The organism is Actinoplanes octamycinicus (assembly GCF_014205225.1).
In the GTDB taxonomy this organism is placed as follows: domain Bacteria; phylum Actinomycetota; class Actinomycetes; order Mycobacteriales; family Micromonosporaceae; genus Actinoplanes; species Actinoplanes octamycinicus.
The window spans coordinates 9,632,776-9,653,889 of record NZ_JACHNB010000001.1 but is presented as its reverse complement, the minus strand read 5'-3'; the positions used below and the strand labels follow the sequence as shown (position 1 = coordinate 9,653,889).

21 protein-coding genes are annotated in these 21,114 nt (G+C 73.6%); 10 read left to right on the top strand and 11 right to left on the bottom strand.

All coding sequences use genetic code 11. The features are described 5' to 3' along the window. Position 1: 1 nt before the first annotated feature. A complete protein-coding gene (locus BJY16_RS43805; protein ID WP_185045598.1) occupies positions 2-1,372 on the bottom strand; it encodes an alpha/beta hydrolase in 1,371 nt (456 codons plus the stop codon). A 110-nt stretch (positions 1,373-1,482) separates the two neighbouring features. Between BJY16_RS43805 and BJY16_RS43800 the strand changes: the two genes are divergently transcribed. Continuing rightward, positions 1,483-1,842 (top strand): hypothetical protein, encoded by a 360-nt coding sequence (locus tag BJY16_RS43800; RefSeq protein ID WP_185045597.1) that lies wholly within the window; start codon positions 1,483-1,485, stop codon positions 1,840-1,842. Here BJY16_RS43800 and BJY16_RS43795 read toward each other — a convergent pair. Both BJY16_RS43795 and BJY16_RS43790 read right to left on the bottom strand, forming a co-directional pair. Beyond that, entirely contained in the window at positions 1,839-3,656 is a 1,818-nt protein-coding gene (locus BJY16_RS43795; protein ID WP_185045596.1) for a hypothetical protein, read from the bottom strand. The genes BJY16_RS43800 and BJY16_RS43795 overlap by 4 nt on opposite strands. Before the next feature lie 77 nt (positions 3,657-3,733). Continuing rightward, positions 3,734-4,696: a HEAT repeat domain-containing protein gene (locus BJY16_RS43790; protein WP_185045595.1), complete on the bottom strand. Its 963-nt coding sequence runs from the start codon at positions 4,694-4,696 to the stop codon at positions 3,734-3,736. A 73-nt stretch (positions 4,697-4,769) separates the two neighbouring features. Between BJY16_RS43790 and BJY16_RS43785 the strand changes: the two genes are divergently transcribed. Both BJY16_RS43785 and BJY16_RS43780 read left to right on the top strand, forming a co-directional pair. Beyond that, positions 4,770-5,267: an ArsR/SmtB family transcription factor gene (locus tag BJY16_RS43785; protein WP_185045594.1), complete on the top strand. Its 498-nt coding sequence runs from the start codon at positions 4,770-4,772 to the stop codon at positions 5,265-5,267. A gap of 40 nt (positions 5,268-5,307) precedes the next feature. Further along, a complete protein-coding gene (locus BJY16_RS43780) occupies positions 5,308-6,561 on the top strand; it encodes an MFS transporter (protein ID WP_185045593.1) in 1,254 nt (417 codons plus the stop codon). Positions 6,562-7,523: 962 nt separating this feature from the next. Here the strand turns inward: BJY16_RS43780 and BJY16_RS43775 are convergent. Continuing rightward, positions 7,524-8,501 carry an NAD(P)-dependent alcohol dehydrogenase gene (locus BJY16_RS43775; protein ID WP_185045592.1) on the bottom strand — a complete coding sequence of 326 codons (978 nt, stop codon included), beginning with the start codon at positions 8,499-8,501 and terminating at the stop codon, positions 7,524-7,526. Positions 8,502-8,574: 73 nt separating this feature from the next. Here BJY16_RS43775 and BJY16_RS43770 point away from each other — a divergent pair, with 73 nt between their 5' ends. Further along, positions 8,575-8,991: a VOC family protein gene (locus BJY16_RS43770; RefSeq protein WP_185045591.1), complete on the top strand. Its 417-nt coding sequence runs from the start codon at positions 8,575-8,577 to the stop codon at positions 8,989-8,991. Here the strand turns inward: BJY16_RS43770 and BJY16_RS43765 are convergent. Then, positions 8,961-9,341, bottom strand: a complete 381-nt coding sequence (locus BJY16_RS43765) for a winged helix-turn-helix transcriptional regulator (RefSeq protein WP_185045590.1) — start codon at positions 9,339-9,341, stop codon at positions 8,961-8,963. The genes BJY16_RS43770 and BJY16_RS43765 overlap by 31 nt on opposite strands. An 89-nt stretch (positions 9,342-9,430) precedes the next feature. Between BJY16_RS43765 and BJY16_RS43760 the strand changes: the two genes are divergently transcribed. Further along, complete coding sequence (locus BJY16_RS43760) at positions 9,431-10,243, top strand: NmrA family NAD(P)-binding protein (RefSeq protein WP_185045589.1); 813 nt, start codon at positions 9,431-9,433, stop codon at positions 10,241-10,243. Between the two features lie 104 nt (positions 10,244-10,347). Here the strand turns inward: BJY16_RS43760 and BJY16_RS43755 are convergent, their stop codons facing one another. Together BJY16_RS43755 and BJY16_RS43750 are read right to left on the bottom strand one after the other, a co-directional pair. Beyond that, entirely contained in the window at positions 10,348-10,908 is a 561-nt protein-coding gene (locus BJY16_RS43755; RefSeq protein ID WP_185045588.1) for a hypothetical protein, read from the bottom strand. 20 nt (positions 10,909-10,928) lie between these two features. After that, on the bottom strand, positions 10,929-12,137 hold the full coding sequence (locus BJY16_RS43750) for a barstar family protein (RefSeq protein WP_185045587.1): 1,209 nt from the start codon (positions 12,135-12,137) through the stop codon (positions 10,929-10,931). Positions 12,138-12,212: 75 nt separating this feature from the next. Here BJY16_RS43750 and ald point away from each other — a divergent pair, with 75 nt between their 5' ends. The 4 genes from ald to BJY16_RS43730 all read left to right on the top strand — a co-directional run bounded on the left by ald (position 12,213) and on the right by BJY16_RS43730 (position 15,956). Beyond that, the gene (gene ald / locus BJY16_RS43745) at positions 12,213-13,328 is read left to right on the top strand and encodes an alanine dehydrogenase (protein ID WP_185045586.1); all 1,116 of its coding nucleotides are present in this window, start codon (positions 12,213-12,215) and stop codon (positions 13,326-13,328) included. Further along, a complete protein-coding gene (gene xerD, locus BJY16_RS43740; protein ID WP_185046951.1) occupies positions 13,325-14,239 on the top strand; it encodes a site-specific tyrosine recombinase XerD in 915 nt (304 codons plus the stop codon). The genes ald and xerD overlap by 4 nt, the downstream gene beginning before the upstream one ends. 100 nt (positions 14,240-14,339) lie before the next feature. After that, complete coding sequence (locus tag BJY16_RS43735; RefSeq protein ID WP_185045585.1) at positions 14,340-15,272, top strand: ParA family protein; 933 nt, start codon at positions 14,340-14,342, stop codon at positions 15,270-15,272. A 12-nt stretch (positions 15,273-15,284) separates the two neighbouring features. Further along, positions 15,285-15,956 carry a zinc metalloprotease gene (locus BJY16_RS43730; RefSeq protein WP_185045584.1) on the top strand — a complete coding sequence of 224 codons (672 nt, stop codon included), beginning with the start codon at positions 15,285-15,287 and terminating at the stop codon, positions 15,954-15,956. A gap of 268 nt (positions 15,957-16,224) precedes the next feature. Here BJY16_RS43730 and BJY16_RS43725 read toward each other — a convergent pair whose 3' ends face one another. The 4 genes from BJY16_RS43725 to BJY16_RS43710 are packed head-to-tail and all read right to left on the bottom strand — an operon-like array spanning position 16,225 to position 19,808. Beyond that, the gene (locus tag BJY16_RS43725; RefSeq protein WP_185045583.1) at positions 16,225-17,388 is read right to left on the bottom strand and encodes a CU044_5270 family protein; all 1,164 of its coding nucleotides are present in this window, start codon (positions 17,386-17,388) and stop codon (positions 16,225-16,227) included. Further along, a complete protein-coding gene (locus BJY16_RS43720) occupies positions 17,385-18,014 on the bottom strand; it encodes an RNA polymerase sigma factor (RefSeq protein ID WP_239177895.1) in 630 nt (209 codons plus the stop codon). The genes BJY16_RS43725 and BJY16_RS43720 overlap by 4 nt, the downstream gene beginning before the upstream one ends. A 60-nt stretch (positions 18,015-18,074) precedes the next feature. Further along, entirely contained in the window at positions 18,075-18,776 is a 702-nt protein-coding gene (locus BJY16_RS43715) for a DJ-1/PfpI family protein (protein WP_185045582.1), read from the bottom strand. A 39-nt stretch (positions 18,777-18,815) separates the two neighbouring features. Next, positions 18,816-19,808 (bottom strand): GlxA family transcriptional regulator, encoded by a 993-nt coding sequence (locus BJY16_RS43710; RefSeq protein ID WP_185045581.1) that lies wholly within the window; start codon positions 19,806-19,808, stop codon positions 18,816-18,818. Between the two features lie 114 nt (positions 19,809-19,922). Between BJY16_RS43710 and BJY16_RS43705 the strand changes: the two genes are divergently transcribed. Then, entirely contained in the window at positions 19,923-21,101 is a 1,179-nt protein-coding gene (locus BJY16_RS43705; protein ID WP_185045580.1) for a hypothetical protein, read from the top strand. The last annotated feature ends 13 nt before the right edge of the window (positions 21,102-21,114 follow it).

Here is a 21,114-nt window from a genome sequence, read left to right as displayed (position 1 = left end):
GCTATGCCGCCGCCGGGCACGTGGTGCCCGGCGGCGGCACCGTCAGATCGATCAGGTAGCGGTCGATGACCGCGGTCGTGCAGTCGGTCGCCTGGTACTGGCCGTGCCCGGCGCCCAGATAGGTCACCAGCCGCCCGCTGCCGCCCAGCTCGGCGGTCACGTGCCGGGCCCAGTCGTAGGGCGTTCGCGGGTCGTGCACGGCGTTGAACACCAGCAGCGGCGTCCGGGTGTGCACCCGCAGCCGGTGCGGCGGGTTCGCGACCGGCTGCGGCCAGCCCAGACAGGTCCGGACCGCGGCCATCCCGGCGCCGTAGGGCACGTCCGGCGCGGCCTTCGCCGCGATCTCGATCAGTTTCCGGTACGCCCGGAAGTCCCGCACGTCCGCCGGGAAGTCCGCGCAGAACACCCCGGACGCCGCGTCCAGCTTCGCCTCCGGCGGCGGCGCTCCCTCGCTGATCTCCTTGATCTTCGTGGCCAGCACGGGCCACTGCGGGGTGAGCACCATCGGCAGCGCGGCGACCTGGAAGACGTCCTCGGCTTGATCCAGGACCGATCGCCAGGTGGCCCGCACGTCGGTGCCGTGCAGCACGCACTCGGCCACGCTGACCCGGTCGCACCAGGCCACGAACTCGTCGAAGACGTCCTGCGAGGCGGCCGCCTCGGACCGGACGAACTCGTTCAGCGACAGATGGTGGTCGAAGGCGCTCTCCAGCACCATGGCGCGCACCCGGGCCGGGTACCGCTCGGCGTACATCTGGCCGAGCAGCGTGCCGTAGGAGCTGCCGTGGAAGGTCAGCCGCGGCTCGCCCAGGGCCCGGCGCAGTGCGTCCAGATCCCGCGCGATCGTGGTCGAGTCCGCGTTGCCGAAGGCCGGGCTGCTCTCCCGGCACCGCGCCCAGTAGGCGCGGTTGGTCACGATCGCCCGGTCGAACTCGGCCTGACTGCCGAGGATCACCGGTGGGCGGTTCGCTTCCGGCGCGCACAGGGGCGCGGCCGAGCGAGCGACGGTACGCGGGTCGAAGCTCACGATGTCGAACCGGTCCCGCAGCTCCGCGCTGAACCGGGTGCCCTTCCGGACCCGGTAGACGCCCGAGTCACCCGGCCCGCCCGGCCCGAAGACCAGCGTCCCGACCCGGCGCTCCGGGTGCGGTGCGGCCCGCTTCGCCAGCGCCATCCGGAACGTCTCGCCGCCCGGATCGGCCCAATCCACCGGCAGGGTCAGCCAGCCGCAGGTCACCTGCGGGTCCGGGGTGACCTCCGGGATCACCTCGGTGCACTCGCCCCAGTCCAGGGCCGGACGGGCGGGCGCGGCGTACGCGACCGCCGGCGTCACGGCGACCAGGACGGCGGTGACCAGCGCGACCAGGCGCATGGCGACTCCTTGACTCGAGTGACCGGAACCGATCCATCGTTTCGCCGGTCGGTCCACCGCCATATCGGGAATCGGACCCATTCGATCCCCTAGGGGCGGCGCTGACCACCATGGAGCGATGCGGACCAGGGTGCGGACCATCGCCGGACGGCCGGCAAGCTGCTGATTCTGCTGCTCGGCGGCTGGCTGGTGCTGCGCGGCTTTCCGGCCCGGACCCGGCACGGGCGCACCGCGAACGGATCCCGCCCCTCTGGTACTGGCTCGGCCCAGTCCCGGCGATCGCCGTCTGGACGTGGATCCTCTACTACGGACCGTGGGGCGACGACATCCGGGACATCTCTGGATATGCCGGTCTGGACCCGGCCGCGATCGCGGTCAGCATGGTGCTGACCTTCCTCACCGCCGGCGTGCTCGAGGAGGTCTTGCACGGCATCGTCACCGCGCTCCCGGTCGTACCCCTGCTCCGCTAACCGGCGATCCGCTGCACAGCGGCGGCGCAGGCGGCCCGCCACTCCTCGTCCTGCCACACCTCGTCGCCGTCGACCCCGAAGGTCCACTGGCGCCGCGGCGCGTCGACCGCGGCACGCAGCCGTGGCCCGGCCGCCGCGGCCGCCGGACCGATCTCGGTCAGGCAGGCGAGCGCGACCAGGCCGCGCGGGGAACAACTCAGATCGGCGACCAGGACCGGTACGACCGGAGCGGCGTCGCCGGTGATCCGCCAGTACGCGACAGCCGCCTGCAGGGCCTGCCACCGGTCGTCCGAGCCGAACAGCGGCGGCAACTCGGCGGTGAACTCGGCGGCGACCGGCCCCAGCTCGCCCATCAGCTCCACCTCCTGCCATGCCCGTCCGCCGGCCCGCAGCAGCTCCAACGCCCGGGCCGGGTCGCCGGTGATCCGCCAGAGCGCCCGCGCGGTGCTGACCCGTACCCAGAAGTTCGCTCCGGGGTCCAGCGCGGTCAACTCGGGCACCGCGTCCGCGGCGGCCGGACCCAGCTCGCCGAGGGACCGGATGACCAGAACCGGCTGACCCGGGAGCTGGCGTCGCAGCACCGGGACCAGCAGCGCGGGTGAGGTCCCGGCCCGGACGGCCGCCTCGATCAGGCTGATCCGCTCGTGGTACTCCGGCGCGGTCTCGATCAGCCCGGCGAGCAGGTCGCGGCAGGCTGTGGCCCAGGGTCCGAGCTCCTTCAAGACCCTCCGGGCCTCGCCCAACTGCCCGGTCGCGAAGCGTTCCGCCAGGTACGTGTCCACGCGCCGGTCCCGCAGCCGGCCGAGGGCGAGCAGGGCCCAGGAGTCGCCGCTGTGCCGCACCACCTCCCACAACCGGTCGGCGAATCCGGCGACCACCGATCCGGTGGTGGCCAGCCGTTCGCCGGCCGCGTGCCGGACCCGGTCGACCGGATCCGCGACGGCTTCGGCGAGCGGGCCGGCCAGCAGGGCGGCGGCCGGCGGCCAGGAGGTCAGCGGCTTCCGGGCGGCGCCCGCGGCACCCTCGCGGACCGCGGCGACCGGATGCCGCAGCCAGCCGGTGACCAGCCGGACCTGAAGATCCCCGCGCTGCCGAAGCCGGTCCAGCACCCAGGACAGCGGATCGCCGACGTGCCCGGGCAGCTGCTCGATCAGCGGCAGCGCGTCCGGCGCGTCCCGCTCCAGGATCCGGACGACCGCCGGGTCCGCCTCGCCGGTGCTCATCGCGGCGACCAGGCGGACCAGTGGCGCCGGATCGGCGAGCCGGTCGCGGGTGTCCGCACCCTGGGCCGCGAGGGCGAGCACGGCGGCAGCCCGGACCGACTCGGCGTCGTCCCCGGCAGCGGCCCGCCGGAGCGCGGCGAGGTCGCCGAGCGCGCCGATCAGGTGGGCGGCAGCCGCCCGCACCCCGGCTTCCGGATGGTCGGTGAGAAGCCGCCGGTAGGTGGGCAGGCCGGCGGCGATGTCGGCCACCTCGCCGCTCGCTGTCGTCCCCGTCACGGCCACGCCACCCACCAGGGCGGCGACCTGTTCGGCGCGGCTCGGACCGGCCGGCCGGTGCTCGGCGAGGTCGGCCAGCAACTCCAGCACGCCGGCGGTGTCCGCGGCGGGCGCGTCGAGGATCCGGATCAGGAACGGCACGGCGGCCACCGTCGCCGGGAACAGCCGGTCCTCGTGCCAGATGGTGTCGTAGAGCTCGGTGAGGGCCTCGGCGTCACCGGCGGCGAGGGCACGGAGCAGAGCCGGCACGTCCTCCGCCGACCCGCGCGCGTGGTCCAGCCCGGCCCAGTCCACCGCCGCAAGATCATCGAGCATGGAGGCAACCTACAGCGTGGCGATTCCGCTCCAGCGCGGCGGCGCAGGCGGCCCGCCCCGCTCGGCCGCGAGTCGGGTCAGCTCGGCCGGACGACCGCCGCGGCCGCCGAGCCGGCCGACGCCAGCCGCTCCGCGACCTCCCCGCGGACCCGCTCGTCCGGGTCGTCGACCGCCTCGGCGAGCGGTCCGACCAGCATCGCCGCGGCCGGTGGCCAGGTCCGCAGCGGCGTGGACACCGCCTGCGCGGCCGCCCTGCGGATCGCCGCCGACGGGTGCCGCAGCCAGCCGGTGACCAGCCGGACCTGCAGCTCGTAGCGGGGCGCCAGCTCCTCCAGCACCCAGGTGAGCGGCCGGTCGGCGTACTGCGTGCGCTCGATCACGTCGAGCGCGGCGACCGCGTCCCGCTCCAGGATCTGCACCACCGGGCCGGGCAGCGGCGCGGCCGGGTCGGCGTCGGACAGCGCGATCGCGGCGACCAGCCGAACCATCGGGGACGGGTCGGCGAGCCGGTCGTCGGCGGTGTCACCGCGGCTGCCGAGCGCCCGCACGGCCGCGGTCCGGACCAGCTCGGAGCGGTCCACCACGGAGGCCTGGCGCAGCGCCGCCGACGCGCCACCGGCCACCTCCGGTCCGAGGACGCCGATCAGGTGCGCAGCGGCGCTGCGCACGCCCTCGTCCGGGTGCGCCGCGAGCAGCCGCAGGTAGCTGGGCAGGCCGGCGACGACCGCGGCCCGGGTCGCCTCGGCGGCGCCCGGATCGTGCGGGTGGTCGTGCTCGTCGCCGTCCAGCAGCCGGGCCAGCGACCCGAGCACCGCCTCGGTCCGGGCGGCCGGCATGTCCAGGATCCGGACCAGGAACGGCACCGCCGGGCTGGTCGCTGGATAGACGCCGCCGGCGACGCGGACCAGCCGCTCCTCCAGGGTGTCGAGCGCGTCGGAGTCACCCTCGGCGACCGACCGCAGCAGCTCGGGCACGTCCGCGGCCGGGCCGTGCCGATGGGTCAGCGCCGCCCAGTCCACCGTTGCAAGATCGTCCAACACAGGAAAGAAGCTACAAGGCGCATATGACGAAACGACGTTGAACGCGATTACGTAGTTACGTAATAGTTGACACATGGCTGATGACCTGCACGAACGCTTGTCCGCCCTGGAGCGCGTGGTCGCCGACCTGGTGGGCCGGACCGAAAGAGCTGACACGGAGCCGTCCGCCGAGACCTTCTGGGCGCTGCACGGCCTGCGCGACCGGGTCGCCGAAACCACCGGCGCGGTGCTCTACACCGGCGCGGTCGACCTGCCCACCGGCGAGCACTACGACTGGCAGTACGCCCGGCTCCTGGACGACCTGCTCGACGCCGACTGGCCGGAGCACGCCCCGGCCCTGGCCGCCCTCGGCCACCCGGTCCGGCTGCGCCTGCTCCGCAAGATCCTCGGCGGCACCCGCGGGGCCGCCGAGCTGGGCGAGGACCCCGAGCTGGGCACCACCGGCCAGCTCTACCACCACCTGCGCCAGCTGGTCGCGGCCGGTTGGCTGCGCTCGCTGGGCCGGGGCCAATACACCGTCCCGGGTGACCGCGTCGTCCCGCTGCTGGTGATCATCACCGCGACGATATGACCTTGTGGTTTCCGACCGGTAAATGATCGGGTGTCCTCCGATGATCGATTTACCGGCTCCGCTGCAGAAGATCCTCCCGCCGCCCGGCCTGCCCCGGAAGATGTCCCTGCAGAACGCCCTGTGGGGCCTCGGCATCGGCACCTTCCTGACCGGCAGCGTCGTCTTCTTCACCCTCTACGTCGGCCTGACGCCGGTGCAGATCGGCGTCGGCCTGTCCATCGGGGGCCTGCTCGCGGTGCTCGGCTCGATGCCGTTCGGCCACCTCGCCGACCGGATCGGCGGCCAGCGCGCCTGGGCGGCCGGCGCGCTGATCCAGGCGGTCGCCTTCGCGGCCTACCCGCTGGCCCGCAACTTCTGGCTGTTCCTGCTGGTCATCGCGGTGCAGACAACCGCCGACACGCTGGCCACCGCGGGCCGGGTGGTCTACATGGCCGCCGCCCTGCCGGCCGAGTCCCGGGTCCGCGCGATGGCCTTCAGCCGCGCCTACCTGAACGTCGGCTGGACCGTCGGCGCCGGCCTGGGCGCCGCCGCCCTCGCCCTCGACTCCCGCGCCGGCCTGCTCGTCCTGGTCTACACCGCGGCCGCCTGCATCGGCCTCAACGGCGTGGCCGTGCTGCGGATGCCGCCCGCGCCTCCGGCCGAGCCGGCCGCCGCCGGCGCCGAGCGTCCGAGCCCGTGGCGCGTCCTGCGCGACCGCCCCTACGCCGTCACCTCGCTGATCTTCGGCGTCCTCTGGCTGCACAGCCTGGTCTGGGCCGAGGTCCTGCCGCTCTGGGCGATCACCTTCACCGACGTGCCCAAGCCGGTCCTCGGCGGCCTGGTCGCGCTGAACACCGTCCTGGCCGTCACTCTCCAGGTCCGCGCCACCCGCGGCGCCGACACCCTGCCCGGCGTCACCCGCCTGGCCCGCTGGGCCGCCTGGGCCGCCGCCATCGGCAGCCCACTCGCCGCCCTCACCGGCCGCACCCACGGCTGGCTCACCATCGCCCTGCTCACCCTCATCGTCGCCCTCTTCACCGGCGCCGAACTGTGGGTCTCCGCCGCCCAGTGGTTCGTCCAGACCGAGATCCCACCGCCCGCCCAGCGTGGCGTCTACATCGGCCTCGACAAGTCCGTCCAGGGCCTGGGCCGCATGCTCGGCCCGGCCGGCCTCACCTTCCTGGCCATCCAGACCGGCGGCTGGGGCTGGTGGATCATCGCCGCCCTTTTCGCCACCTGCGCCCTCACCGTCCGCCCGGTCCTGAACTGGGTCGCCTCCACCACCCGCGAAACCACCCCAGCGCCCACCCACTGACCCCTCACCGTCCACGGCCGCTCCAGGCCGGTCTCGCCCCGGACCCTGGCTCGCTGTCCGCGGCCGCTCCAGGCCCGTCTCGCCGGGCCCTGGCTTGCTGTAGGTGGCCGCTCCAAGTCGGTTTCGACCCGGGTCTCGCTGTCTGCTCGCGGCGGCTTCGGGTCTGTCTCAGCCCGGGTCTCGCTCACGGCCCGCGGTCACGCCAGGTCCGCATCAACCCCATTTCCGGTACGACTGGGGCAGCCCATTCCACGGTTGCGCCAGATGCCGGCGGGTCACTGTCGCAGCCGCGGCCTACGGTCCGCCGCGGAGACGGAATTGTCCGGCCACTTCCCAGTCCCCGCCCACCCAGGGGGCCGCCCCGAAGACAGTGTCGCGCGGAAATGCGCCGAAAGGGGGCGGGCTGTGGATAGCGCGCTGGTGTGGATAAACCCGCTGGTGTGGAACGCGCTGCCGCGTCGGCGGCGACCACGCTTGATTGGCCATCAGCGTCAGAGATCTCTCACGGCCAGCACACACCCCTCGGGCCCAGCCGACGCCAGCGGGCGGGACGGTGACGGCGCGCCCGCGATCGGGGCTGTTGGCGGTAGGCGGATGCTCCGGCCGCTCCGAAAGGCGGGGCGAGCGCTCCAGCCGTACCGCAAAGCGACGGTCGCAAGCCGGAGCTGACCGCAAGCCGGAGTGGACCGCAAGCCGGAGCGGGCTGGAACCCGGGCTGGAACTCGGAGCGGACCGTGAGCCGGAGTGGACCGGTAAGCCGGAGCGGACCGTGAGCCGGAGTGGACCGGTAAGCCGGAGCGGACCGTGAGCCGGAGTGGACCGGTAAGCCGGAGCGGACCGTGAGCCGGAGTGGACCGGTAAGCCGGAGCGGACCGTGGACCGGTAAGCCGGAGCGGACCGGGAGCCGGAGCGGACCGGAAGACGGAGTGGACCTGAAGACAGAGCGGCCGGAAGGCGGGCGGTCAGATCGTGATGACCAGCTTGCCGCGGCTGTGGCCGGAACCGATCAGCCGGATCGCGTCCGCCGCGTGGGCGAGCGGAAAGGCTCGCTCGACCGCCACCCGCAGTGTGCCGCTCTCCAGGAGTTCGGCCAGGGCCTCCAGGTCGGCGGCGTTCTCGCGGGCCAGCATGCCCTTCAGGTGCTGGCCGCTGACCAGGGACGCGAGCGGGGCGGCGAGCCAGGCGCGGCTCATGCCGCCGAGCAGGGCGGTGCCGCGGGCCTCGCCGCCGACCAGGACCAGGGTGCCGCGTGGGGTGAGGGCGCGGCGCAGGACGCTGAGCGGGCGGCTGCCGGCGATGTCGATGACGGCGTCGAAGACCGGGCCGCGGGCGTCCACCTCCTCGGTGCGGTAGTCGAGCACGTCGGCCGCGCCGAGCGAGCGGACCAGGTCGGCCTTGCCGGCGCTGCAGACGCCGGTGACGTCGGCGCCGGCCGCGAAGGCGAGCTGGACCGCGAACGAGCCGATGCCGCCGCCCGCGCCGATCACCAGGACCCGCTGGCCGGCCCGGACCTGGGCGACGTCGCGGACCGCCTGCAGCGCCGTGGTGCCGGAGACCGGGACCACCGCGGCCTGCTCGAACGACAGGTTGGCCGGCTTGCCGGCGAGCCGGTCCGCGGGCGCGACGGCGAACTCGGCGAACGACCCGGTCGGCGTGGTGCCGTAGACCTCGTCGCCGGGCGCGAACCCGGTCACTCCCGCGCCGACCGCCTCGACCACGCCGGCCAGGTCGCGGCCGCGGGTCTGGATCTTCGGGGTGCGCAGGCCGGTGACCGGGCGCATCGCCCAGGGCCGGCCGGTCATCATGTGCCAGACGCCGGGGTCGACCCCGGCGGCGACGACCCGGACCAGGACCTGACCGGGCCCGGCCGCCGGGCGGGCGACGTCGCGGAGCTGGAGCACCCCGGCATCGCCATAGACGTCCTGGACGACAGCTCTCATGCCGAAGACGGTATGGACACGCCGCAACCGGATGTTCGCGTCAGGCGGTCGCGGCCGGGTAGTAACGGGAGTCATGAGCTTCCCGAGACTGCAATCGATCGTGCTGGACACCCCGGATGCGCGCGGGCTCGCCGAGTTCTATCGGCATCTGCTCGGTTTCACCTACCGGCCCGGGGACGAGCCGCCGGCGCCGGGCGAGGACGACGAGAAGGGCCGGGACTGGCTGGTGCTGGTCGGCGACGGCGGGGTGCGGCTCGCCTTCCAGCAGGAGCCGGAGCTGAAGCCGACCACCTGGCCGGACCAGCAGATCCCGCAGCAGCTCCACCTGGACACCTCGGTGTCGTCGGTGGCGGAGCTGGACCGGCAGCACGAGCGGGCGCTGAGCCTGGGCGCCACCCTGCGGTTCGACCGCAGTGACGACCCGGAGGAGCCGCTGCGGGTTTACGCCGACCCCGCCGGTCACACCTTCTGCATCTTCGTCGCGTCGTAGCTCTCCCGGGCCGTCTCGACGTCGCCCAGGTGGTCGCCGGCCCAGGTGGCCAGCTGGGCGAAGACCGGGGAGAGGCTGCGGCCCAGGTCGCTGATCTCATACTCCACCCGGGGCGGGACCTCCGCGTGGTACGTCCGGGTGAGCAGGCCGTCCCGCTCCAGCTGGCGCAGCCGCTGGGTGAGCACCTTCGGCGTGATGCTGGGCAGCCGGCGCTCCAGCTCGACGAACCGCTGCCGGCCGAACTCGTGCAGCGCCCACAGGATCGGCGTGGTCCACCGGCTGAACACGATGTCGACCACCGGCGCGATCGGGCAGGCCAGCTCCGGCGTGCTTCTCGTGGCGTCCCTCACAAACCCATTACTTTCCTCTAGGTACCTACTGTCATCAGGAAATTAGCGTACGTCCCGAGTGGTCCACAACGGACCCGGAGGGAGTCAGGATGTACGTGGTGACCGGAGCGACCGGCAACGTCGGACGACCGCTGGTGGCGGCCCTGGAGGCGGCCGGCGAGCAGGTGCGGGCGGTGTCCCGGAGCGCCCCGCGATGGCCTGCCGACCTGGCCGACCCGGAGAGCCTGCGCCCGGTGGTGGCCGGCGCCGAGGCGTTCTTCCTGCTGGTCTCGGGCGCCGGCGCGCACCTGGACGGACCGGCGATCGTGGATGTGGTGAAGGCCGGCGGCGTACCGAGAATTGTCCTGCTGTCCTCGCAGGCCGCCGGGACCCGGCCGGAGGCGGCGTCGCACGCGCCGCTGCGCGAGCTGGAGCGGACCGTGCGGGAGTCCGGGTTGGACTGGGTGGTGCTGCGGCCGGGCGGGTTCATGTCCAATACGTTCGCCTGGGCCGAGCCGGTCCGGGCGCACCGGGCGGTGGCCGCCCCGTTCGGCGATGTCGGGCTGCCGCTGGTCGATCCGGCGGACATCGCCGAGGTGGCCGCGGCGGCGCTGCGCGATCCCGGGCACGCCGGGCGGGTCTACGAGCTGACCGGCCCGGAGCTGAGCACGCCCCGGCAGCGCGCCGCGGAGCTGGCCCGGGTGCTGGGCGAGCCGGTGCGGTTCACCGAGCAGACCCGGGAGCAGGCCCGTGAGCAGATGCTGGCCTTCATGCCGGAGCCGGTGGCCGACGGCACCCTGCAGATCATCGGCGCGCCGACGGCGGCCGAGCTGCGGATCAGCCCGGACGTGCCGCGGGTGCTGGACCGGCCGGCGCGCACCTTCGCGGACTGGCTGGGGCGGCACGTGGACGCGTTCCGGTAGGCCTTTACAGCAACGGTGCCGATCGACACAATGGGAGCGCTCCCATGCGCCGGGGGAGAAGACGACCGGTCGCGGGGGAGACGGCACCCCCGCGACCGGTTCCTCTACAGCTGGGCCACGAAGTCCCGGGTGATCCGCACCGCGGTCGTGCCCCACGCGTCGAGCCGGTCACACGGCTTCGCCGCCTGGTCGGCCAGGAAGGCCAGCGACAGGCCGGCCCGCAGGTTGCCATCGGCCACCAGCACCCGGAGGTCGCAGGTGGGGGCCGTGGGCGAGGTGCTCACGGTCAGCCGGGCGCCGTCGACCTCGTCGCCTTCGGCGGGGTGGAGCCGGTCGTGGAGCCAGGCCCGGAAGACGTCCTCGGTGTAGGTCAGGCTGACCTGGGCGAACGCCAGCGGTGATCCGTCCGCCGCGGTGATGCCGAACTGGCAGACGGTGTCGGAGCCGGTCGGCTGGGCGGTGGGCGGCTGGGAGCCGAGGGCGGTGGTGACTGCGCTGAGGCCGAGTCTGTCGCAGGGTGCCGGCGCCTTCGCGTACGGATGCTGCAGTCCGGTCCAGAAGACCACCGCGAGTGTGGCGAGGACCGCGACCATGATGAGCAGGCCGAGGTAGGACAGGTAACGGCGGGGCCGCCGCGGTGGCGGATCCCAGACTGCGTCGATCACCGCGGCAGGTTACCGGCTGCTCAGCGCAGCTCCACCTCGACCCCGTCCTCGGCCAGCCAGGCCAGCAGGTGGTCCATGGTCACCGCCGGGCACCAGTCGCGCCGGTCGTAGCCGGGCACCAGGTGCCGCCGGGCCACCTCCGAGTCGTGCCAGATCAACCGGAAGCCGGGCGCCGCGCCCCAGTCGCCGAGCAGGCAGTCGTGCAGCGCGCCGGCGTTCCACCCGAAATACCCGCCCGGGCCGTTGATCGCCTCGCCGATCGCGCAGTAGAACCCGTCCTCGTCGGTGATGTACCGCCCGTCCAGGTGGTACGTCCGCCCGGACCGCCGGTCCGGCCCCGGCCGGTGGTGGGCGAGCGCCGCCCCGGCCCACTCGTGGCGCAGCGCCGGCGGGAAGTCGGCCCACAGCCCGGGTTTCTCCGGCCGGCCCCGCCGCCACAGCTCCCAGATCTCCCGGGCCCCGGTCGGACGTCCGCCTTTGATCGCATCCCCGTACGAGCTCTCGAACGTCACATCGAGCAGTCCGTCACCGAGCACCGACGGCCGCACCCCGGCCACCTCGGCGCCCAGCCCACTGTCCAGCATGTGCGTGGCGGTGCCGTCGTCAGCCACGCTGTAGATCGACGCGATGATCATCCGGCGGTGCCGGGCGGCGCCCCGCTGCTGCGCGTCGATGGCCCGGCGCAGCCGCGGCTCGGGCCGGCAGCCGATCAGGGTCGCCGGCTTGGGCAACGGCTCCGGCCGCGGCCGGAACACTCCGGACACATCCTGGCAGGTGCCGAACATCTCCTCGCCCTCGCCGGTGATCCCGGTCAGCACGTAGCCGTCGGCCTCCGGCGCCCGGTCCGGCCCGCGCCGCCGCTTGCGGTGCTCCGGGTCGATCCGCAGCCGGCCCTCGAGGACCACGTCGAACACCCCGTAGCCGGCCGGGCGGGCCGACACCACGGTCAGGTCGAGCAGTTCCTCGGTGCACTCCCAGCACTCCCGGGGATGCTTCGACTCCGGCCGGTGGATCGTCTCCAGTCCGATATTGCCCAGCCAGGCCGGGCCGTAGCCGTCGCAGGCGGCGCGCAGCCGGCCGGCCGGGGCGCAGCCCAGCACCGTGTACCGCTCGACGGGTGGCTCCCCGGGGTCGGCGAACAGGCCGTCGATGTCGGCGCACGCCGCCACGACCGCGTCGCCGTCGTCGATGTTCTGGTCGACGAGAAGCCAGGGGAAGCCGCCACTCATCGGGCGACCGTACCGGTAAGTCTCTTCTGGGGGGATAGCGAGTGGGTAGCGTGCCGGATAGAGGGGGTAATCACAGTGAAGGTAGGTATTCCCAGCGAGGTCAAGAACAACGAGTTCCGGGTGGCGATCACCCCGGCCGGGGTCTTCGAGTTCAGCCGCTCCGGGCACCAGGTGTTCGTGCAGAGCGCCGCCGGGCTCGGCTCGTCGATCACCGACGCCGACTACCGCGACGCCGGCGCGACCATCCTGCCGGACGCCGACGCGGTGTGGGCCGAGGGCGACCTGATCCTCAAGGTCAAGGAGCCGGTGGCCAGTGAGTACCACCGGATGCGGCCGGGCCAGGTGCTCTTCACCTACCTGCACCTGGCGGCGTCCAAGGAGTGCACCGACGCGCTGATCGACCGGAAGGTGACCGGGATCGCGTACGAGACGGTGGAGCTGCCGGACCGGTCGCTGCCGCTGCTGGCCCCGATGTCCGAGGTGGCCGGCCGGCTCGCCCCGCAGGTCGGCGCGTACCACCTGATGCGGCAGGGCGGCGGGCGCGGCGTGCTGATGGGCGGGGTGCCCGGCGTCTACGCGGCCAAGGTGGTGGTGATCGGGGCCGGCGTGTCCGGGATGAACGCGGCCGCGATCGCACTCGGGATGCAGGCCGAGGTGATGCTGCTGGACCGCAACATCGCCCGGTTGCGCGCGGCCGACGCCGACTACCGGGGGCATCTGCAGACGATCGCCTCCAACGCGTACGAGATCGAACGCGCCGTCCTGGACGCGGACCTGGTCGTCGGCGCGGTCCTGGTGCCCGGCGCGAAGGCGCCGACGCTGATCTCCAACGACCTGGTGGAGCGGATGAAGCCGGGCAGCGTGCTGGTCGACATCTCGATCGACCAGGGCGGCTGTTTCGAGGCGTCCCGGCCGACCACCCACGACGACCCGACCTACCGGGTGCACGGGTCGATGTTCTACTGCGTGGCGAACATGCCCGGGGCGGTGCCGCACACCAGCACCTACGCGCTCACCAACGTGACTCTCCCGTACGCTCTGGAACTGGCCAACCGCGGCTGGCGGGACGCCCTGCGGCGCGACCCGGCGCTGGCGGCCGGTCTGAACACGCACGACGGTCACGTGGTCTACGGCCCGGTGGCCGAGGCGCACGGCATGGCGACCCTGCCGCTCACGGAGGTGCTGAGCTGACACTCGACCGGGCGATCCAGGCATATCTCGACCATCTCGGCGTGGAGCGCGGCCTGTCCCGCAACACCCTCGCCTCCTACCGCCGCGACCTGGACCGGTACGCCGAGCAGCTGACCGCCGCCGGCATCGAGGAGTTGTCCCAGGTCCGCCCGGCCGACGTCACCGGCCACCTGGCCACGCTGCGGGAGGGCGGGCTGGCCTCGTCCTCGGCGGCCCGGGCGATCAGCGCGGTCCGCGGCCTGCACCGGTTCGCCGTCCGGGAGCGCCTGGTCGCCCACGACGTGGCCGCCGACGTGCACCCGCCGGCCCCGCCGAAGCGCCTGCCCAAGGCGCTCGACGTGGACCAGGTGAACCGGCTGCTCGCGGTGCCGGCCGCGGACACCCCGCTGGGCCTGCGCGACCGGGCGCTGCTGGAGTTCCTCTACGGCACCGGGGCGCGGATCTCCGAGGCGGTCGGCGCCGACATCGACGACCTCGACCTGACCGGCGAGGACGCGGCCACCCTGCGCGGCAAGGGCGGCCGCGCCCGGCTGGTCCCGATCGGCGGCTACGCGAAGACGGCACTGCAGGCCTACCTGGTGCGGGCCCGTCCCACGCTGGCCGACGCCGGGCGCGGCACCCCGGCCGTCTTCCTGAACGCCCGCGGCGGCCGGCTCTCCCGGCAGAGCGCGTGGACCGTGCTGCACCGCTGCGCCACCGCGGCCGGCCTCCCGGTGGACGGCCCGTACGCGGTCAGCCCGCACACGCTGCGTCACTCCTACGCCACGCATCTGCTCGACGGCGGGGCCGATGTGCGCGTGGTTCAAGAACTGCTGGGACACGCCTCGGTCACCACGACGCAGGTGTATACGCTGGTGACCGTCGAACGCTTGCGGGAGGTCTACGCGACCTCTCACCCTCGCGCTCGTTAGAAGCTACGCACCCATAGGTGCGACACGCCGAACGGCTGACCCCGATGGGGCGGCTCGCGTGGCGTACAGTCGGGCATCGAGTCGGGAGGGGGCGAGGGCGATGTCAGGGAACGGCGAGCGTGCGGAGGCCTGGACCACCGCGCTCCGCGATCAGCAGAATTCCCTGGATCTGGGCGCTGACCTCGGTCCTGCCGACCCGACGGCGTACACGATGCGCCGTCCGATCCCGGAGCCGATGCCCACCGACCGGCACGGTCCGGCCCGGATCATCGCGCTGGCGAACCAGAAGGGTGGAGTCGGAAAGACGACCACCACCATCAACCTGGGCGCCGCCCTCGCGGAGTACGGGCGCAAGGTGCTGCTGGTCGACTTCGACCCGCAGGGCGCCTGCTCGGTCGGTCTCGGGGTCAACCCGCACAACCTCGACCTGAGCATCTACAACCTGCTCATGCAGGACGACGTCACCACCGAGGACGTCATCATCAAGACCGATGTCGCCGGGCTGCACCTGCTGCCGGCCAACATCGACCTCTCCGCGGCCGAGATCCAGCTGGTCAACGAGGTGGCCCGGGAGATGGCCCTGGCCCGGGCGCTGCGCTCGGTCCGCAAGGAGTACGACTTCATCCTGATCGACTGCCAGCCCTCGCTGGGCCTGCTGGCGATCAACGCGCTGACCATCGCGCACGGCGTGCTCATCCCGCTGGAGTGCGAGTTCTTCTCGCTGCGCGGTGTCGCCCTGCTGCTCGACACCATCGACAAGGTGCGCGAGCGGCTCAACTTCGACCTGGAGCTCGAGGGCATCCTCGCCACCATGTACGACTCCCGCACCACGCACTGCCGCCAGGTGCTGCAGCGGGTGGTCGAGGCGTTCGGCGACAAGGTGTACCAGACGGTGATCACCAAGACGGTGAAATTCCCGGAGTCGACCGTGGCCGGCGCGCCGATCACTACGCTGGACCCGGCGTCCTCGGGCGCCCGCAACTACCGTCAGCTGGCTCGCGAGGTCATCGCCGCCAAGGTCGAACGAGGGTAGGTTCTCGGCTCCGTGCTCTTCGCGCTCGGGACGCCGGTCGCGTTCGTAGCGCTGGTCGTCTCTTTTCTCTGTGGGTTGATGCTGCGCGCGGTCGCCATCCGGTTCACCGCGCGGACCGTCGGCCTGGCCGAGCGCGGCGACCGGATGGCCCCGAGTCTGCGCCACGACATCGACCCGTTCGGCGCGGTCGGCGCCGCCCTCGGCGGGATGGGCTGGGGCAAGCAGCTCACCGTCGACGACGTGCCCCGCTGGCGCGGCCGGGGCCGGGCCGCCGCGGTCTTCGCCGCCGGCCCGGTCGCCTGCATCCTGGCCGGTGAGCTGCTGCTGGCCGCTTTCGCCCTGTCCGTCCCGGACGCGAGCGTCCTGCGCTACCTCAGCGTCGCCGATGTGCTGCACGGTTTCGGCGACACCTGGATGCAGCAGGTGCTGCTCTCGCTGGGCGGTGGCCTGCTCGCGTTCGGCCTGCTGGCGCTGATCCCGATCCCGCCGCTGGACGGTTTCGGCATCCTGTACTGCGCGCTGCCCCGGCCCGGGCACGGGATGCAGTGGATGCGCCTGTGGTTCGAGGACAAGAACATCGGGGTGCTGCTGCTGCTCGTCTTCAGCCTCTTCCCCGGCGGTTATCCGCTGGTCCTGCACATCCTGAACCTCCTCGGCAACCTCTTCCTCCGCGTCTGGGGATAGGTTCTTCGTCCGAGCCTCCGCCAAGATCAAGTTCAAGATCTTCCTTTGCGCGCGTCCGCTGTGGTGCGGATCGCATGCTCCCGCGCGAGCCGGGGGCGGCGCTCTGGCCGCTGGCGCGTCCAGAGCGATCGCCGCCCCCTGCACTGTCCGCGGGTGGTCACCGAACCCCCGGGCCCGCTCCCGCCGCGGCCATCGGTGCCGCCTTGCCTTCCCCGCCGCCCCGTTTGCCCGCCGTCGGTGCGGCTGGCTGGGTCGGCGGTGGTGTGGGCTATGTCGTCGGTGGGGACCAGGGCTGCTTGGCGATGCCGTAGGTGACCGAACTCGAATGGATCACCGTGCCGGCCGGCAGGCTGCCGGTGGCCTCGGTGCGGCGGGTGCGTTCGCCGATGAAGGCGCCCGTCGCCGGGTCGATGACGATCTCCTGCTGCTCGCCGGCCGCGTCGATGCCGAGCGCGGTGCCGGTCCGCCCGTCCAGCGTGGCGAACCGCTCGGTGATCCGCAGCGTGGGCAGGTGGGCGAGCGCCCGGTAGAGCGCCGACCGGAGATCGGCGGGCACCAGGCCACTGCGCAGCGCGTCGGCCGCGTACACCAGCACCTCCTGGTCCGGGTCCCGCCCGTGCCCGTCGGTGTCGTCGCGCAGCCGGTCGAACAGCCGCTCCGGGTCCCGGGGGAGCCCGGCGAGGAACGCGGCGGTCGGCACCTGCCAGGTGCCCGGCGCCGTGCACATGTCGCTGAGTCCCGGGGTGAACGCCCCGCACGGGCCGCTCTCCCGGGTCGGCGGCGACTTCTCCGGGCCCAGCCGGGCGGCCTTGAGCTGCTCCTCGGTGCCGACCAGGGGCACCCACTCGCCGGTGTCCGACTCCAGCCGGAACCACTCGCCGGCCGGGTCCGCCGGCACCCACAGCTCCGACTTGATGCCGGCCAGCACGGTCAGCTCGTTCTCCGAGACGGTGGTCATCGTGTGCACCGCGATGTACCGGTACGCCCCGGCCGGAACCGGCTCGTCCACCGCCTGGGCCGGTGCGTCGGCGGCGGTGTTCAGCGTCTGCGCCACCAGCACCATCGCGCCGTCCGGGGTCCGGCTCCGCACCGTGACGGCGATCACCGCCACGGCCAGCACGGCGGCGGCCGCCGCGAGCGACACGCGGGGCAGCCACCCGCGCCGGCGAGCCGCCGGCCCGAGCGGCACCCCGTCGGGCCGGCCGGCCGCCGGCCCGAGCGGCGCCCCTGCCCGCCGGCCAGATGCCGACCCGCGCGGCGCTCGGTCACGCCGGGCAGCCGTGGACACGCGGGACAACCAGCCGCGGCGGTGGACGCCCGGACTGCGTTCGGCGGTCTCCAGCACCCGCCGGCGTACCCGAAGAAGGGCTTCCGGGTCGTCCGCCGGAGCCGGGTAGAGCTCGTGCAGAGCGGCATCGAGTTCGTCGATCATGATTCGCCTTTCAGCGGACGGGCGACGGCCTGCAGGCCTTGGCGGACGCGGTGCAGCCGGGACCGGACGGTGCCCTCCGGGATCCCGAGCGCGGTGGCGATCTCCCGGGTGCTCAGCCCGGCGAGGCTGCTCAGCAGCAGCACGTCCCGGTCACCGTCGGGCAGCGCCGCGATCGCCGCCGCCAGCCCGGCCACGTGGGTCCGCGCGTCGACCCGCTCGGCCACCCCCTCCTCGGCCCCGTCGGCGGCCACCACGTGCGCCGACAGCCGCTGCGACATCCGCTGCTGCTGGGCCTGGACGCGGTGGTGCCGGCGCAGCAGGTTCACCGCGATGCCGAACAGCCAGGCCCGCGCACTGCCCCGCTCCGGCCGGTAGTCGCCCCGCCCCGACCAGGCCGCCAGGAACGTCTCGGCCACCACGTCCTCAGCCTGATCCGCGCCCACCTGCCGGGCCAGGAACCGCCACAGCCCCGGCGCGTGCTCGTCGAAGAGCGCCGCGAACCGCTCCGCCGCCCGCGCCCCGGTCAGCTGCGGCCCGGCCTCGCCCGGTCCCGGCCCGTCCGGTGGATCCTCGCCACCCACAGCGGACACCTCCGCGCCGTCCGCCCCGGCCATTCGTAAGGTCATGCCAGGTATTGCCAGAACCCGCCGATCCCGTTCACGCGGGCCCGATCGCGGCCGGCGTGATCAGAATCTCTGGAGGACCCGGCGCCAGGCTACGGTCGCGACCGCCTTGAACTCGCCCGGGGTCGCGGCGATCCGGCGGCCCATGGTGTTGGCGCGGTCGAAGATCTCCGTGCGGGCCTTGCTCGGGTGGCCGGCGTCGTACGGCGGCTGGGGGTCGTACTCGATGAAGAGCTGCACCATCTCGGCGTGGTCGCGGCCGGCGATCTCGCCGGTGAGCCAGAGGGCCAGGTCCAGGCCGGCCGAGACGCCGGCGGCGGTGACGAGCTTGCCGGAGCGGACCAGGCGCTCGGTGGGGCGGGCCTCGGCGCCGAAGCGTTTCAGGGCGCTCTGGGCGATCCAGTGGGTGGTGGCCGGGTGGCCGTCGAGCAGGCCGGCGGCCGCCAGGACCAGGGCGCCGGAGCAGACCGAGGTGGTCCACGTGGTGGTCTCGTGGACCTGGCGCAGCCAGCCGGTGAGCTCCTTGTCGGCCATCGCGGTGGCGGTGGCCGGGCCGGAGCCGGGGACCAGCACCAGGTCCGGGCGCGGCGTCTCGGCGAAGCTGTGCGTGACGCCGAGGGCGAGCACGTTGCTGTCGGTCATCAGCGGGCCCGGTTCGGCGCCGACCAGGCGCAGGTCGGCGTCCGGCAGGAAGCGCAGGATCTCGTAGGGGCCGATGGCGTCCAGGGCGGTCATCCCGGGGTAGAGCACGATGGCGATCTGCATGCGTCGATGCTGACGGGCGAGGCCGCCCGGGGCGCAGGCTCAGCCGGGGACCGGTCCGGATCCGTGGGCACCCGGGCCGGATCTCTGCGACCGGTAGCGCGAGGGCGGCATGCCGTACCGGTCGGTGAAGGCCTGCCGCAGCGACTCGGTGGAGCCGAAACCGCAGCGCCGGGCCACCGCGGCGAGCGGCAGCACGGTGGCGGTGAGCAGGTGCGCGGCCGCCTCGGTGCGGGCCCGGCGGACGTACTGGGCCGGGGTCAGCTGCACGTAGGACTGGAAGAGGCGGGCCAGGTGACGTTCGCTCACCCCGAACCGGTGGGCCAGGGCGCCGCTGCTCAGGTCGTCGGTGAGGTGCCCGGCGATGTGGTCGGTGGCCCGCCGTACCAGGTAGTCGTCGGTGCCGCGCCGGGCCAGGAACATGCTGATCTGCGCCTGCCCGCCGGGCCGCTGCAGGTAGGCGACCGTGCCCAGGGCCACCCCGCGGGCGATCGCCGGCCCGTGGTCCTCCTCGATGAAGGCGAGCGCCAGGTCGAGCGCGCTGGTCACCCCGCCCGAGGTGGCCACCTGCCCGTCCCGGATCCACACCGGCTCGGCGTCCACCAGCACCTCCGGATAGCGGCCGGCCAGCGTCGCGGCGTACCGCCAGTGGGTGGTGGCGCGGCGGCCGTCGAGCAGGCCGGCCTCGGCCAGCACGGTCGAGCCGGTGCAGACCGAGGCGACCCGGCGGGACAGCGCGGCCAGCCGGCGCACGTGCCCGACCAGGACCGGGCTGGCCGCCGCCCGCTCGTGCCCGTTGCCGCCGGTGACCAGCACCGTGTCGAGCGGCTCGTTGATCCGTTCCAGCTCGGCACCGGCGTCCAGGCGCAGGCCCGAGTCGCAGGCGATCGGATGGCGGCCCAGGGTGGCCAGCACGGTCCGGTAGGGCGGGTCGGCACCGATCCGGTTCGCGATGTCCAGCGCCGAGGTGACGCAGGCGATGTCGAGCAGCTCGGCGCCGTCGTAGGCGACCACCACGAACAGACGCTCCGGCATGCCGGCCAGTCTAGGAAGTCCCGCCAGGCTGACCGATCTCCAACCAGGTATCCGGTACACGGTGGTTCGTGTAGCGTTCCGGTGACTTGCGGTGACTGTCCGAGGAGTGCGGACATGGAGAGCGTCCTCTGCTTCCGCTGCGGCGGCGACGTGCCGGCGGACCAGCAGTGGTGCGGCTGCTGCGCCGCGCCGGTCGTCACCGTCCCCGCGCCGATTCCGCCCGTCCCCACGTCGCCTGCGGCGCCCGCCGCGCCGCTCCCGGGTCCTTCGCTGACCTTCGCTTCCGGTCCTTTTTCGGTACGCCCGAAGCGCACCGCCCCGATCATCGCCGCCGTGGCCGTCCTGGCCCTGGTGGCCGGCGTGCTGGCGCTCGGCGCGGCCCGCTACGCCGGGAACAGCCCGGAGGCGGTCGCCGAGGACTACTTCGACGCCCTCGCCCACGGTGACGTGACCGCCGCGCTGGGCCTGATGGCGGCCGCTGACATGTTCCGGGACACCGCGCGCTATCCGCTGCTCACCGGTGCCGCGCTGGCCGAGGAGCGCTACCGGCCCCGGGACCCGCGAGTCGGCGACGCCACCGAGACCGCCGCGGGGATCGGTGGCCGGGGCTGGCGGGTCCCGGTCAGCTACCGGGCCGCCGACCGGACCGTCGACCAGAACGTGCTGGTGATCGACTCCGGCGGCGGGTACCGGCTGCAGGCCCCGCTGGTCCTGCTCGGCGTCGACGGCGAGCGCGGCCGGGCGGTCACGGTGAACGGGGTGGCGCTCGGCCGGAGCCGCAACGCCTACGCCTTCCCGGGCGCCTACGAGGTGGTCGCGGCCGGCAACACGCTGCTGGCCGAGAGCCGGCTGACCACGGTCGCGCAGCGCGCCGAGGTCCCGGTGACCGGGCAGACGGTCTACCTGGCGCCGGCCCGGTTCGACGTGCCGCAGCTCGCCGGCGGCGCCCAGGAGAACATCCGGGGCCAGGCCCTGACCGCGCTCGACCGGTGCGCGACCAGTACCGAGGCACAGCCGGCCGGGTGCCCGTTCGGGCTGAACATCCCGGGGACGGGCGCGACCGTGCGGTGGACGATCACCGCGTACCCGGTGGTCAGCGTGCGCAGCGACAGCTCCTTCTGGTTCACCTCGTCGGCGGTGCAGCTGGCCGACGACGGGACCGGGCGGGTGCACTGGAGCGCCCGCTACACCGACTACACCGGCGCCGCGAAGGCGCAGAGCGGCGACAGCGCCTTCCGGATCTACGGCAGCGCGCAGGCGACCCCGAACGGCATCCAGGTCTCCCTCACCTGACCCGTGAACTCGT

Excerpts from the sequence above, each read along its gene's own strand:
- BJY16_RS43805 (WP_185045598.1), bottom strand. The coding sequence starts at position 1,372 with ATGCGCCTGGTCGCGCTGGTCACCGCCGTCCTGGTCGCCGTGACGCCG.
- BJY16_RS43800 (WP_185045597.1), top strand. The coding sequence starts at position 1,483 with ATGGAGCGATGCGGACCAGGGTGCGGACCATCGCCGGACGGCCGGCAA.
- BJY16_RS43795 (WP_185045596.1), bottom strand. The coding sequence starts at position 3,656 with ATGCTCGATGATCTTGCGGCGGTGGACTGGGCCGGGCTGGACCACGCG.
- BJY16_RS43785 (WP_185045594.1), top strand. The coding sequence starts at position 4,770 with ATGGCTGATGACCTGCACGAACGCTTGTCCGCCCTGGAGCGCGTGGTC.
- BJY16_RS43780 (WP_185045593.1), top strand. The coding sequence starts at position 5,308 with ATGATCGATTTACCGGCTCCGCTGCAGAAGATCCTCCCGCCGCCCGGC.
- BJY16_RS43775 (WP_185045592.1), bottom strand. The coding sequence starts at position 8,501 with ATGAGAGCTGTCGTCCAGGACGTCTATGGCGATGCCGGGGTGCTCCAG.
- BJY16_RS43770 (WP_185045591.1), top strand. The coding sequence starts at position 8,575 with ATGAGCTTCCCGAGACTGCAATCGATCGTGCTGGACACCCCGGATGCG.
- BJY16_RS43760 (WP_185045589.1), top strand. The coding sequence starts at position 9,431 with ATGTACGTGGTGACCGGAGCGACCGGCAACGTCGGACGACCGCTGGTG.
- BJY16_RS43750 (WP_185045587.1), bottom strand. The coding sequence starts at position 12,137 with ATGAGTGGCGGCTTCCCCTGGCTTCTCGTCGACCAGAACATCGACGAC.
- BJY16_RS43735 (WP_185045585.1), top strand. The coding sequence starts at position 14,340 with ATGTCAGGGAACGGCGAGCGTGCGGAGGCCTGGACCACCGCGCTCCGC.
- BJY16_RS43725 (WP_185045583.1), bottom strand. The coding sequence starts at position 17,388 with ATGATCGACGAACTCGATGCCGCTCTGCACGAGCTCTACCCGGCTCCG.
- BJY16_RS43720 (WP_239177895.1), bottom strand. The coding sequence starts at position 18,014 with ATGACCTTACGAATGGCCGGGGCGGACGGCGCGGAGGTGTCCGCTGTG.
- BJY16_RS43715 (WP_185045582.1), bottom strand. The coding sequence starts at position 18,776 with ATGCAGATCGCCATCGTGCTCTACCCCGGGATGACCGCCCTGGACGCC.
- BJY16_RS43710 (WP_185045581.1), bottom strand. The coding sequence starts at position 19,808 with ATGCCGGAGCGTCTGTTCGTGGTGGTCGCCTACGACGGCGCCGAGCTG.
- BJY16_RS43705 (WP_185045580.1), top strand. The coding sequence starts at position 19,923 with ATGGAGAGCGTCCTCTGCTTCCGCTGCGGCGGCGACGTGCCGGCGGAC.